The sequence below is a fragment of the Rhodopirellula sp. JB055 genome (assembly GCF_043100905.1).
Classification (GTDB): Bacteria; Planctomycetota; Planctomycetia; order Pirellulales; family Pirellulaceae; genus Rhodopirellula.
On the sequence record NZ_JBICHO010000325.1, the window covers coordinates 1 to 12,935 of the forward strand.

At 57.2% G+C, this 12,935-nt stretch carries 11 protein-coding genes and 1 pseudogene; 10 read left to right on the forward strand and 2 right to left on the reverse strand.

Features of this window, described 5'->3' with window-relative positions:
- Both ACF8AM_RS12870 and ACF8AM_RS12875 read left to right on the forward strand, forming a co-directional pair.
- Nucleotides 1-192, forward strand: a pseudogene (locus ACF8AM_RS12870) (hypothetical protein); the annotation flags it as partial.
- 121 nt (nt 193-313) lie between these two features.
- Nucleotides 314-2,005, forward strand: coding sequence for a kelch repeat-containing protein (locus tag ACF8AM_RS12875; protein ID WP_392556020.1), 1,692 nt, complete (start codon nt 314-316; stop codon nt 2,003-2,005).
- Nucleotides 2,006-2,404: 399 nt separating this feature from the next.
- Here the strand turns inward: ACF8AM_RS12875 and cutA are convergent, their stop codons facing one another.
- Nucleotides 2,405-2,785, reverse strand: coding sequence for a divalent-cation tolerance protein CutA (cutA, locus tag ACF8AM_RS12880; protein WP_392556021.1), 381 nt, complete (start codon nt 2,783-2,785; stop codon nt 2,405-2,407).
- Nucleotides 2,786-3,289: 504 nt separating this feature from the next.
- On the opposite strand from cutA, the gene dnaN reads away from it, so the two are divergent.
- The 8 genes from dnaN (at nt 3,290) to ACF8AM_RS12920 (ending at nt 11,680) form a co-directional block, all read left to right on the forward strand.
- Nucleotides 3,290-4,408 carry a DNA polymerase III subunit beta gene (dnaN, locus tag ACF8AM_RS12885; RefSeq protein ID WP_392556022.1) on the forward strand — a complete coding sequence of 373 codons (1,119 nt, stop codon included), beginning with the start codon at nt 3,290-3,292 and terminating at the stop codon, nt 4,406-4,408.
- Entirely contained in the window at nt 4,405-4,815 is a 411-nt protein-coding gene (locus ACF8AM_RS12890) for a DUF721 domain-containing protein (RefSeq protein WP_392556023.1), read from the forward strand. Before dnaN ends, ACF8AM_RS12890 begins: the two co-directional genes overlap by 4 nt.
- Before the next feature lie 195 nt (nt 4,816-5,010).
- On the forward strand, nt 5,011-5,799 hold the full coding sequence (gene hisF / locus ACF8AM_RS12895) for an imidazole glycerol phosphate synthase subunit HisF (protein ID WP_392556024.1): 789 nt from the start codon (nt 5,011-5,013) through the stop codon (nt 5,797-5,799).
- Nucleotides 5,800-5,911: 112 nt separating this feature from the next.
- Nucleotides 5,912-7,483: a bifunctional phosphoribosylaminoimidazolecarboxamide formyltransferase/IMP cyclohydrolase gene (gene purH / locus ACF8AM_RS12900; protein ID WP_392556025.1), complete on the forward strand. Its 1,572-nt coding sequence runs from the start codon at nt 5,912-5,914 to the stop codon at nt 7,481-7,483.
- 18 nt (nt 7,484-7,501) lie between these two features.
- Nucleotides 7,502-8,281 carry an indole-3-glycerol phosphate synthase TrpC gene (gene trpC, locus ACF8AM_RS12905; RefSeq protein ID WP_392556030.1) on the forward strand — a complete coding sequence of 260 codons (780 nt, stop codon included), beginning with the start codon at nt 7,502-7,504 and terminating at the stop codon, nt 8,279-8,281.
- 335 nt (nt 8,282-8,616) lie between these two features.
- A complete protein-coding gene (locus ACF8AM_RS12910) occupies nt 8,617-10,071 on the forward strand; it encodes a sulfatase (protein ID WP_392556026.1) in 1,455 nt (484 codons plus the stop codon).
- Nucleotides 10,068-11,471, forward strand: coding sequence for a sulfatase (locus tag ACF8AM_RS12915; protein WP_392556027.1), 1,404 nt, complete (start codon nt 10,068-10,070; stop codon nt 11,469-11,471). Before ACF8AM_RS12910 ends, ACF8AM_RS12915 begins: the two co-directional genes overlap by 4 nt.
- A 50-nt stretch (nt 11,472-11,521) precedes the next feature.
- Entirely contained in the window at nt 11,522-11,680 is a 159-nt protein-coding gene (locus ACF8AM_RS12920; protein ID WP_392556028.1) for a hypothetical protein, read from the forward strand.
- A 375-nt stretch (nt 11,681-12,055) separates the two neighbouring features.
- Here the strand turns inward: ACF8AM_RS12920 and ACF8AM_RS12925 are convergent.
- Nucleotides 12,056-12,935 (reverse strand): TAXI family TRAP transporter solute-binding subunit (locus ACF8AM_RS12925; RefSeq protein WP_392556029.1); only part of this gene is annotated, 880 nt, incomplete at its 5' end.

The window sequence follows — 12,935 nt, forward strand, 5'->3', positions numbered from 1 at the left end:
GGTGATCATCACGTGGTCATCACTCCCCAAGAACCTGAATTGAACGAAGCGGTGGCGGCGATTCAAAACGGTGATCGAGACCCGCTGAAATCTCGCGCGATTCCAGCCCGCTATCAGAGCACCGGCGAACTGCGAGCCACCATCGACGCGGCCAATGTTCAACCGCTGACGTTCGAACTGGACAAACGTTGAGACCCTGGATCACGATGCATACCGATGTCGGTCGCGTCCTTCTCACCAATTGCCGAGTCGTCTCACCGGGCGACTCTCTTTCCAAACAACCACCAACGTCATTCATCACGAATCCATCGCCATGAAACCTTCCAAGAAACGACAACTGCTCGCTTTGGCTCTAATCCTGGGTGGAACGTCCACTGCCTCGGCTCACTTCCCCTGGCTGGCGACGGATTCCGACGGGCATGCGGTCATGTGGTTCGGTGAATCGACCGACGATCGCACTTACCCGATGCCCGACGCGGTCCAGCAAATCGAATTGCACAGCACCAACGCTTCGGCGGCTGGCAAAACGATTGAGATGAAACCGGTCGAAACCGATGACTTGGTCGGCATCCAAAGCCCGCAACCGATTCCCGATGGAGACGAGGTCGCTGGTTCGGTCACCTACGGTCTCTACCACGGCATGAAGCTGACCTACCACGTCGAGCACTTGCCACAAGATGACACGAAATCTTGGCCCAGCGATCCTCGTCCAGATGCCGCTTTGCAAACGGTGATCACATCCGCAAAGAATGGCGACATCGAAGTTCAGTTGCTGCGTGATGGACAACCCTTGCCTGACACGGAAGTCAAACTGTTCTGCGAAGATGGACACGAAGCCGGTACCGAAACCACCAACAGCAACGGCCGCGTGTCGTTTTCTTCGGACATCGTCGAACCCGGTCTCAATTCGGTCATGGCGGGCGTGACCGACAAGAACGCCAAGGGGGAACTCGGTGGCGAGGAATACTCCAGCACGGCCGACTACCTGACCGCGTCGTTCCGAATCTCGTCGGATGCGGCGGCTGCCAAAAAGCAAACCGAATCACCCAAGGTGATCTCCGACAGCAACGTGTCGATCCAACCCTCGGGGCTGGCTGATTTGCCGGAGGAGCTGACCAGTTTCGGAGCCGCGTTCCTGAACGGAACGATCTATGCCTACGGCGGTCACACCGGCAGCGCTCACTCGTACTCGACCGAAGAACAATCCAATCGCTTGTGGGCTCTGGACACGACCGACCCCGATGCCAAATGGGAAACGATCGCGACCGGTCCTCGTCTACAAGGGTTGGCCTTGGTCGCTCACGGAGACCGACTGGTTCGGATCGGTGGCTTCACCGCCGTCAATGACGCCGGCGAAGAACACGACCTGCGATCACAATCCGCCGTCGCCAGTTTCGACCCAAAGACGAAATCCTGGGCCGAGCTTCCCTCGCTGCCCGAAGGTCGATCCTCACTGGATGCGGCTGTTCTCGGAGACACCGTTTACGTCTTCGGTGGATGGAGTTTGAACGGCGAGAGTGAAGACAGCACCTGGCACCAAACGGCTTGGTCGCTGGATCTGGCCAATCCCGATTCGGGATGGCAATCCGTCGCCACGCCCCCCTTCCAACGGCGAGCGATCAGCGCCGCCGCTCACGATGGCAAGCTGTTTGTCATTGGCGGCATGCGGTCCGAAGGCGGCCCGACCACCCGAGTCGATGTCTACGACCCGTCATCCAAAACCTGGTCGCTCGGACCCGCCCTTCCTGGGTCCGGAATGGCCGGTTTCGGATCCTCTGCTTTCGCGGCAGACGGTCGTCTGTACGTCACCACGCTGGACGGTTTTGTCCACCGTTTGGCCACCAGTGGAGAGACCTGGGAAACGGTCGCCAAGGTCGAACCGGCCCGGTTCTTTCACCGCATGCTTCCGGTCGCCAATGACCGCTTGGTGATGCTGGGTGGAGCCAACATGGAAGTCGGCAAATTCTCCTCCATCGACGCCATCCAGATCGGTGATTTGAAGTGAGCTGACCGGCTAAGGTCGGCTCATTCTCGCTGCCATTGCAGCCCTCCACCAAAGGAGGTCGTGCTGTTTTCAAGTGCCGTGCTCGCGAGGTTGAAATCACCCTCCTGAACGCAGTTGGGGAGGGGCGGAAAGCGAGCGTTCAGAGAGCTTTCCGGGGAGCGGCAATCCGCGCCGCATCCCATCCCTCACGTACGCCTGAACGGCGTCGCTCGACCTCTCCCCAAACTTCGTTTCGGGAGAGGTACGCCAACGCTGAAAACTGCAGTACCTCGTGAGCCCGAGAGGGCGTTTTTGGTGCAACGACGTCGCCGTTCAGTTCCACCCGAACGAACGACTTCTTCAGCGAACCTCCATCCATTGGTCAGAGGCGAGGGGCCATTGAGCGGAGCCGAGCGGCGACTACTCCGACGTCGACTCGGCGACCCAGCGAGCGTATCCCGGCGTCGATTTCTCAACTGGCAAAACGACGATCTGAGGCTCGTCGTAGGGATGGTTCTGGGCCAACCAATCGATCACCTGATCGGTCCGTTGACGAGTGGTTTTGATGACCACTCGAAACTCTTTTTCTGAACACGACTGGCCCTCCCAAACGTAGAGGCTGATGATCGGGGAATCGATCTGCACACAGGCCGCCAAACCGCCCTGCAGCAACCCCTTTGCGATCGCCTCTGCCTGCTCCGCTGACTGGACCGTCGACCACAAAACGGTCAGACGAGGGTCATCGGGCGTCTTCGAAACGAACTTTTTTGGATCGTTTTCAGATTCTTTTTTGGTGCTCATCACCCCTCGTTTTCACCCCTAAAACACCTGTGGATAACCTGTCATTTCACTGTCTGAAGTCTGTCTGAAAATGTCTGACTTTGAACAGCCCTGAACAAGCCACTGTCTGGGTGTGTTCGAAGTCGACCCAACTTCAGACATTTTCGAGACATTGAAACGACAGGTTATCCACAGTGGCCAAAGCAGTGTTTTCATCGTGTTTTGCAGTCTCAAACGCGTTTCGATCAACGCTTTCAGACATTCCGTGTCCACGCATTACGACGACGACGGTAATTAAATTAGTAAGTTTTGATAGCAAACATCCTGGGAAGAACCGCTCGAGCTGACATCCGGTTTCAGGCCGTGTTCGAATTGGGCTCTTCCGCGAAGCAGTCAGGGGATGCCAATCCGAGGTGATCGCGTTACAACTTGGACCGCCCTGAGCAACGTGTTTGCCGCGAAGCATGCGGGGCTCGGCCGGCCGTTGTCGGCGTTCCTGCTCCGTCTCTTTTTTCAATCGCTCCGATGAAGATCACCTGCCAACGAGACATCCTCGCCAACGCTTTCGTCCTCGCTGCATCGATTGCACCGAGCCGGTCGCCGAAGGAGATTTTGCAGAACGTCAAAGTGACCGCCGCGGGTGACAAGATCACGCTGATGGCGACCGACCAAGAGGTCGGAATTCGGTTGGACGTGACCGAAGGAATCGAAGTCGAAACAGAGGGCACGGCGCTGCTGCCAGTCGCTCGCACCGGGCCGATTCTGAGAGAGAGCAACGACGAAACGATCACCATCGAAACCGATGAAGCTGGCATCAAAATCTCGGGCAGCCGCAGCAAATTTCGCTTGCCCGGAAACAACCCCGATGAGTTCCCCAGCGTCCACGAATTCGACGAGTCGAAGTACCACCAAATCAGCACTCGCACCTTTCGCGAAATGCTCCGCCGAACCGTCTTTGCGACCGACTCCGAAAGCAGTCGATACGCCCTCGGTGGAGTGCTTCTGGAGATGGAAGAAAGTTCCGTCATCGCCGTCGGTACCGATGGCCGGCGACTGGCCCGCATGGAAGGCACCGGCGAATCGGTGGGTGGTCACGCGACCAGCGGCATGACCACCATCGTGCCAACGCGAGCGATCGGATTGATCGAGCGAGCCCTCAGCGAAAAGGACGATTTCGTCGAGGTCGCCTCTCGTGGAAACGACCTCTTGATCCGGACCCCGCGAGCGGTCATCAGCAGCCGATTGGTCGAGGGTCGTTATCCGAACTGGCGTCAGGTTTTGCCCCAACGCGAAAACGCGATCCAGATCGATGTGGTCGTCGGGCCCCTGTTCGCTGCCCTTCGCCAAGCCGCGATTGTGACCGACCTGGACAGCCGCGGAGTCGACTTCACCTTCGCCGATGGCACGCTGAAATTGGAAGCCAAAACCGCCGACTTGGGTGAATCGCAAATTGAGTTGCCAATCGCGTACGACGGCGAGCCGATCACGCTGACGATGGACCATCGTTACCTGGCCGATTTCTGCAAAGTGATGGACAACGAGTCGACCGTCGTGATGGAAATTGAATCGGCCAAGTCCCCTGCTCTGCTGCAGACCGACGACGGGTACGCCTACGTCATCATGCCGATGGCTCGTGATCGGTGATCGCCATGGGACAGCCGCCTTCATCATCCGGCGGTGAACCCAATCGCCGACCAACCGGTCGTGGTGGGAATTCGCCCAAGCGACTACCTCCCAAACTGGTCGAGGAGAAACCCAGTGGCCCGCGAAAAATCGGCAGCCTGATCTCTCAGTTGATGAGCCGACGCGGATACGCTTCCGTCGGGGCGGAGTCAGCTTTGACGGGGACCATCCAGTCGGCCGTCGATGCCTCGATCGCTTCTTCGTTTCGAGTTGGCAAATTGCAACGCGGTGTGCTGATGATCTACGCGATCGACAGCGTCGTGATGCAGGAACTGACCTTTCAAAAACGCCGCATTCTGAAAAAGCTGGCCAAGGAACACCCGCAAGCCAAAATCAAGGACCTGCGTTTCAAGGTCCAAGTGGAATAGTCCGATCGGTTTGGATGGTTTCAGCAATCACGGCCCGCAGCGTCAGCAAGGCCGCGGTCGCCAACGCCAACGAGCAAGTGACCAGTCTGGATCCGCTGAGAATCAGGATCGGCTGGCATCCTTGCATTTTCGAAATCTGATTGGGTACGTTGGTAGCACCGCCCTGCTTGTCTGCCACTCCCTTTGGATTCCCCCATGCTTTCCGCTCGCGTCATTCCCTGCCTCGATGTCCATGGCGGACGCGTTGTCAAAGGCACCAACTTTGTGAACTTGCGAGATGCCGGTGACCCCGTCGAAGTGGCTCGGCGTTACGAAGCTGAAGGGGCCGATGAGCTGGTGTTCCTGGACATAACGGCCAGCCACGAAGAACGAGCGATCCTGTTGGATGTCGTTCGCCGGACCGCTGAACAGGTCTTCATGCCGCTGACGGTTGGCGGCGGAGTGCGAACGGTCGAGGACGTGCGAGCGTTGCTATCAGCCGGTTGCGACAAAGTTTCGATCAATTCGGCGGCCGTCACCAATCCCGATTTCATCCGCCAAGCCGCCGATCGTTTCGGGCGACAATGCATCGTGGTCAACATCGATCCCAAACGAGTCCAGAAAGACGGCGAAGAATTTTGGGAGGTCCACATCAATGGCGGCCGCAAACCGACCGGACTGCAAGCAGTCGAGTGGGCCAAACGAGTCGAGGAGCTGGGAGCCGGCGAGATTGTCCTGACCAGCATGGACGCCGACGGAACCTGCGATGGCTACGACATTCCGATCACCTGGGCGGTCAGCGAAGCCGTCCGGATCCCTGTTGTCGCCAGCGGCGGTGCTGGAAACCCTGATCACCTCGTCGAAGCCATTCGCGATGGCAAAGCCGATGCGGTTTTGGCGGCCAGTATTTTCCACTTTGGGACCCACCCAATCGGGAAAACCAAGCAGCACATGGCCGAGGCCGGGATCCCCGTTCGAATGCCCGCGGAACCATTTGCCACATGACGGATCTTCAACGGTGCCTTGACCGTCTTGGCAGTGGGAAGGAACATGGCGGTTTCCGTTGCCGGAAGCAGCCTGCGAGCTTCCACCGTTTTCTTGAACCGAGTCGTTTACCGTGTCTGATGTGGTCCCCGTCCGTAACGCATTGATCAGTGTCAGCGACAAAATGGGGCTGGCAGATTTTGCCGCCGGATTGTCCGCCGCTGGAGTCACGATCTACAGCACCGGTGGGACTCGCGCCCATTTGGAACAATCTGGTATCGAGGTCGAAGACGTTGCCGAGTACACCGGTTTTCCGGAAATGCTCAATGGTCGCGTGAAAACGCTGCACCCGCGAATTTTCGCTGGCATCTTGGCTCGCCGCGACGTCGACGAGCACATGGACACCATCGCCGACCATGACATCGAGCCGTTTGATTTGGTCGTCGTGAACTTGTATCCCTTTGCCGCCACGGTCAGCCGGCCAGGCGCAACCCGCGAAGAGTGCATCGAACAGATTGACATCGGTGGTCCAAGCCTCGTTCGTGCCGCTGCAAAGAATCACGGCGATGTCGCGATCGCGACCAGCCCCGAGCAGTACAGCGAGATCCTCGACCAATTGGAAAATTCGGGCGGAACAACCGACGAGCTTCGTACCCAGCTCGCCGCCGAAGCATTTGACCACACCGCCGGTTACGACCGAGCCATTGCCGATTACATGCAAGGCGACGCCGTCGGAGGCGAATTTCCAGCCACCGTGCACGTGTCGCTGCGACGCAAAACCCAATTGCGATACGGCGAGAACCCGCACCAACGCGCCGCGTTGTATTCCGATTCATCGGATCGATCCGCGAACTTGGTTTCGGCCCGCCAAATCAGCGGCAAGGAGTTGTCTTACAACAACCTGCTCGACCTCGACGCGGCACTCGACATCGCTCGCGGTTTTGCGGAACCTGCCGCCTCGGTGATCAAACACAACAACCCCTGTGGAGCAGCCACCGGGGACACTTTGTCCGACGCGGTCGATAAAGCCATGGCGGGTGACCCACTCTCGGCCTTTGGTTCCGTCATCGGTATGAACCGAACGCTTGATGAAGCCACCGCCGAATTCCTCTGCCAGCCCGGCTTGTTCATCGAAGCCATCGTGGCGCCCGACTTCGAAGCTGGCGCGGTGGGACTGCTGACGACCAAACCACGTTGGAAAGACAACGTTCGATTGATGCAAGTCGGTCGTTTGGACGAACCCGCTCGCAAAGTCGCACGCCGATTCATCAGCGGCGGCATGTTGGTGCAAGACGCCGACCGGATGGTCAGCTCGCCTCTGCAGTGGAACACCGTCACCGAAACGCCCGTCGACGATGACTTGTGGGACGACATTTCCTTTGGATGGGAAATGGTTCGTCACGTGAAGAGCAACGCGATTGTGTTGGCGAAAGACACGGCGTTGATCGGCGTGGGTGCGGGTCAAATGAGCCGCGTTGACAGCGTCGAAATCTCGATCAAGAAGGCTGGCGAGCGTTCCGATGGGGCGATTCTCGCCTCCGACGCATTCTTCCCTTTCCCCGATTCCATCGAAGCGGCCGCCAAAGCGGGCGTGCTGGCAATCATTCAACCCGGCGGTTCACGTCGAGATGACGAAGTGATTGCCGCCTGCGACGAGCACGAAATCGCGATGGTCTTCACCGGTCGTCGTCACTTCAAACACTGATTGACCGGTAGCATTGCGATGACGATTCTCGACGACATCCTGGTCAAAACTCGCCAAGTCATCGCGCGTGATCAAGCTTCCGTGCCCGCCGCGGAACTCATCGCGGCGGCGAAGGATCTTCCCGCGTGCCGCGACTTTCACGGCTCGCTCGCGGCAACCGATCAAGTTCGCTTGATCGCCGAAGTCAAACGAGCCAGCCCGTCCGCGGGACTGATTCGCGAAGACTTTGACCCACCGACAATCGCCAAGTCGTACGAAGACGGAGGAGCCGCTTGCATCAGCGTGCTCACCGACGAACCGTTCTTCCAAGGCTCATTGGACTTTCTTCGGGCCGTTCGTTCGGCGGTTGATTTGCCAATCCTTCGCAAGGACTTCATTATCGATCCCTATCAACTGCTGCAGGCCCGCGTCGCCGGTGCCGACGCGGTGTTGTTGATCGCCGAATGTCTCTCGCCTCAGCAATTGATCGAGATGGATGAGCAAGCCGCTGAGTTGGGCCTGCAAACGCTGATCGAACTGTACGAACCCGAGAACTTGGCTCCGGTTCTGGCAACCAAGACCCGGTTGGTTGGAATCAACAACCGAGACCTGCGAACCTTCGAAACTGATCTGCAACACTGCGTCCGCATGGCCGCCGGCATTCCGTCGGATCGATTGGTGGTCGGTGAAAGCGGCATCCGAACCGCGGCCGACGTCGCGATGCTGAAAGCCGGCGGCATCAAAGCCATCCTGGTTGGCGAATCTCTGATGCGCCAGCCCGACATCACGATCGCTACCAAAGCACTGCTCGCCAACTGAGCCGGTCGTGGATCAAGGCGGGTGGGTCTCGGGGCTCTCTCGGTGCTATTCACGCGCATTCGCCCCGGAGGATGTCGATTTTAATACAGACGCATCTGTCCGTAGCGGAAGTCGCCAAGACTTTCGCCGAATAACGGTGCAGGCCGAAACTCTTGGCGAGTTCCGCTACCTCACTCATTGAATCGACGCCCCGGAGGGGGCCGTCATGGATGTGCGGTCTGAAGGCACCATCCTTTGCTGCTTCGTCTGGCAGCAGTGGCTATGATGGTGGGGATCCCGCCGGTTCCTTCGTCGACAATGGAACCCTGACACTCCCTCCCCGCCCAAGGCAAGTCATGTCATTCAGATGCGCTCTCCCAATTCCTTGCCGTAGGTCCGTCGTCCTTGGCCTCGCCGCTTTGCTGACGTTGCTCGGTCGCCCTGGTTTGGCCGCTGAGTCGTCCGATACATCCGAGAAACCCAACGTCATCGTGATCTTCACCGATGACCAGGGTTACAACGATTTGGGTTGCTTTGGTTCGCCCAATATCAAAACACCCAACCTCGATCGCTTGGCCAGTGAAGGACGTCGCTACACCAGTTTCTACTCGGCTTGCTCGGTGTGTTCGCCCTCGCGAGCAGCTCTCCTGACAGGCTGCTATCCCAAACGAGTTGGATTGCATCAGCATGTCCTCTTCCCTCAAAGCAAACATGGGTTGCATCCCGATGAAGTCACGATTGCTGACCATTTGAAGTCGGCGGGTTACGCCACCGCTTGCGTTGGCAAATGGCACCTTGGTCACCACAAGGAAACGCTGCCGACATCCAACGGTTTCGATTCTTACTATGGGATTCCGTATTCCAACGACATGAATCATCCCGACAACAAACGAATTGGAAAATTGCCGTCCGATGAACGTTGGAAGGATCAGTCTTCCGCGGTCACGTTTTGGAACACACCGTTGGTGCAAGACAAAGAGATCATCGAATTGCCGGTTGATCAACGAACCATCACGCGTCGGTACACGGATCGTGCCATCGAGTTTGTCGAAGCAAACCAAGACAAACCGTTCTTCTTGTACATGCCTCATTCCATGCCACACATTCCTTTGTATGTGCCCGAGGATGTCTACGATCCCGATCCACAGAACGCATACAAATGCGTCATCGAACACATCGACGCCGAAGTCGGACGCTTGGTCCAAACCGTTCGTGACCTTGGTTTGTCAAAAAAGACATTGATCGTTTACACCAGTGACAATGGCCCTTGGTTGCAATTCAAAAACCACGGTGGCAGTGCCGGACCCCTGCGAGCCGGCAAAGGAACCACCTTTGAAGGCGGCCAGCGAGTGCCTTGCATCATGTGGGCACCAGGACGCATTCCCGCGGGAACGTCCAGCAACGCATTTGCCACCAACATGGACCTGCTTCCCACCATCGCTTCGGTCACGGGCGTCGCACTGAAGAACGATCGAAAGATTGATGGGGTGGATTTGACATCCACTTTCACCTCGAACGAATCGGCTCGCGATGAATTCGTTTTCTACTCGGCTCATGGTGCTCTCGAAGGCATCCGGATCGGGGTCTGGAAGTATCTGCGGAAGGTTCCTCGTCGCGGAAAGAACGCCAAGGGACCTGCTCCAGAACCGGAAGTCTTTCTCTTTCATCTTTCCGAAGACATTGGTGAGAAGAACAACCTTGCAGAGCAAGACCCGGAACGAGTTCAGAGAATGCATGCTCGGATGGAAGAACTGAATGAAGAAATCACAGCGAATGCTCGCCTTGTTTGGCGAAAGAAGGTGAACTCATGATTCGGTTGTTATTTTCGCTATCGGTCTTTGTTGTCTCGCTTTCCTTGATGGGAAAAGCTGCGACAGCGAATGAACAGCCAAACTTGGTGTTTGTGATCGCGGACGATTGCACCTTTCGGGATATTGGTTGCTACGGTGGCCAAGCCCACACACCACGCATTGATGCGTTGGCGGAAGAAGGCATGCGGTTCACGCGTTGTTTCCAATCCGTCGCGATGTGTTCGCCGACTCGGCACAGCATTTACTGTGGCCAATACCCCGTGAAATCCGGTGCCTATCCCAATCACACATTTGTTCCCGAGGGAACCGCGAGCGTGGTTCAGTTCCTGCAGCCACTGGGTTACCAAGTCGCACAGAGTGGAAAAAAACACATCGCCCCGCCGTCGGTTTTCAGTTGGGAACAGCTGCCCGGCAAATCCAATCCCAACTTTGATGCCGTCGAAGAGTTCGTGAAAGCGTGCTCCGAAACCGAGCAACCGTTCTGCTTGTTTTTGTGTTCCAACGAACCTCACACACCTTGGAACAAAGGCGACGCCTCGCGGTACGACCCGGCAGCCCTCAAGCTGCCGCCATACATCCTGGACACGCCCGAAACTCGCGATGGGATGTCTCGCTACCTGGCTGAGATCACCTACTTTGATTCGCAGGTGGGAGAGGCCATCGATTTGTTGGACCAATACAACGTGGCCGACAACACGATGCTGATCGTGGTCAGCGAACAAGGCAATTCGATGCCCTTTGCGAAATGGACTTGTTATGACAGCGGTCTGCAATCGGGTTGCATCGTTCGTTGGCCGGGACATGTCGAAGCCGGATCGACCAACGATGCCATGATCGAGTACATCGACTTTCTTCCGACATGGATCGAGGTGGCCGGTGGTGATCTCAATTCCGAGATGGCAGCGAAACTGGACGGCAAAAGTTTGCTACCTGTTTTGGCTGGCAAACAAACTCATAAAGACCTGGTGTTTGGGGAGATGACCACACGAGGAATCAACAACGGCTCCGAGTACTACGGCATTCGGAGCGTGCGATCGGAACGCTACAAATACATCTGGAACTTCACTCCCCACGTGACGTTTCAAAATGCTTGCACGAGTTCGAAAGAGTTTGTCAGTTGGAAACGCGAAGCGGAAGCAGGAAACGCGAAAGCGATCGAGTTGGTCAAACGTTACACGCAGCGTCCCGAGATCGAGTTCTACGATCTCGCCGAAGATCCATTGGAAATGAACAACCTCGCCAACGACCCAGCGCATCAAGCCACCATGCGATCGTTGCGAAACGAGCTCGATCAATGGATGCAACACTGCGGTGACCAAGGCCAAGCAACCGAACTGGACGCCCTTAACCATATGAAACGAGGCCAACCCAAACGGACGAAAAAGCGGGCATCAAAATGATCGGCGCTCGCAAACTCGCGATTCCTTCGGCTCTCGATTGAGTTGGCTTGGTGTCGTACAACCTGCTCCCCGAAGACGAATTCGCGGACAGCGATCAGAGTTTGCAACGCAAGAAGGCCGAGGCTCAAACCAGGGAACTGAGTCAAAAACAAGATGAAACCGTTCAGCGATGGAATCCGCAGACGCTGGATGGCCTGTGTGGTTGGTGACTCCTACCCCAACACGCACATCCAGTCGCGGAGCAACGGCAGCCGAAAGCCTTGGGTTTTCAACCCCGTCGAACACACCCGTTAACCTGGCCCGGTGGCACTCCCATCGGTCCACTCCCAAGCCCCAACCGGTCGGCAGAAGGGAATCGCCTCTGTCACCCCTTTGGGGTTTTGTTTTTGTGTGGGCATTCACGGTACGGGGCCTGACGGCCCCGGCAATGGCTCTGTCGACCCTTCGGGCCTTGCTTTGTGGCCGGTTGCGCTGGTCTCGGTGAAGGACATCCATCTGACTTTGATCGACAAGCGTTGTCGAGTGCACTTATCGAGCGACTGAAACTGCCAGTTCCCATGACTTCTGATTGTTGCAATCAGTGATTAATTTGCCTCCGCCGCAGCGGCTTCCAACTCGTCGTAGAAGCGGCGTGAGATGCGGTGGAAGGCGAGGCCTTGCCACTCGGCGGCTTGGCGGGCAGGGATCAATCCGATGATCGATGGTTCTTCGTAGAGCGAATGCAGAGTGCTTTCAATCAATGGATCGGGAGCCGTGTCTCGGCAGACCAGGAACGCAGTGGTTCCGACCGTGTGGATGCCCGACGCTGGGACGCTGGATCCGGAGTAGGCGTCGGCGGTGATCGTCATCGCGTGCAGCGTTGGATGTTGCAGGGCGATCGACACTCCATCTGGCAGCGGCAACAAATGCCAGTTTTGCTCGGTCAACATTCGTGTGACCAGATCGCTGCCCACTCCAATGCAAACGATCGCAGCCTCGGCAGAAACCTCAGGATTGGTTTCTTGAAGTGTCTCCCAAGGCATCTCGACTCGCGGTGAAACAGCCTCGGTCAATGCAAGTGACTCCAGCACCATTTCGGCCGCTCGCCGTGAACCGCTGCCATGTGGCCCCACAGCAATGCGCTGTCCGGACAGGTCTTCGACCGAATCGATTTCACTGTCGTCACGAATCAAGATGTGGACGGCTTCGTAGAACAACGGTGCCACCACACGAAGGGTTTCTCCGTTGACCGCTGTGGCTTGAATTGGGGCCAGTTCGAATTCGCCGGCCAACAAACGTTCGCGATTGTCCCAGGTGCCGTTTGTCTCCATGACCTCGCAAGGCACCGATGTGCGTGCTTGCAAGTCCTGGGACAACTCTTCGGAGACGCGGTTGTAGAGGCCGCCCGGAAGCCCTCCCGCAATTAGAATTCGTGTGGGCATCGCGTTGTTGAGACGCTGTTGCCATATCAACCCGGCCAACAAC

Coding starts and splice junctions, on each gene's coding strand:
- hisF (WP_392556024.1), top strand. CDS start 5,011: ATGCTTTCCGCTCGCGTCATTCCCTGCCTCGATGTCCATGGCGGACGC.
- ACF8AM_RS12915 (WP_392556027.1), top strand. CDS start 10,068: ATGATTCGGTTGTTATTTTCGCTATCGGTCTTTGTTGTCTCGCTTTCC.
- dnaN (WP_392556022.1), top strand. CDS start 3,290: ATGAAGATCACCTGCCAACGAGACATCCTCGCCAACGCTTTCGTCCTC.
- ACF8AM_RS12875 (WP_392556020.1), top strand. CDS start 314: ATGAAACCTTCCAAGAAACGACAACTGCTCGCTTTGGCTCTAATCCTG.
- cutA (WP_392556021.1), bottom strand. CDS start 2,785: ATGAGCACCAAAAAAGAATCTGAAAACGATCCAAAAAAGTTCGTTTCG.
- ACF8AM_RS12910 (WP_392556026.1), top strand. CDS start 8,617: ATGTCATTCAGATGCGCTCTCCCAATTCCTTGCCGTAGGTCCGTCGTC.
- trpC (WP_392556030.1), top strand. CDS start 7,502: ATGACGATTCTCGACGACATCCTGGTCAAAACTCGCCAAGTCATCGCG.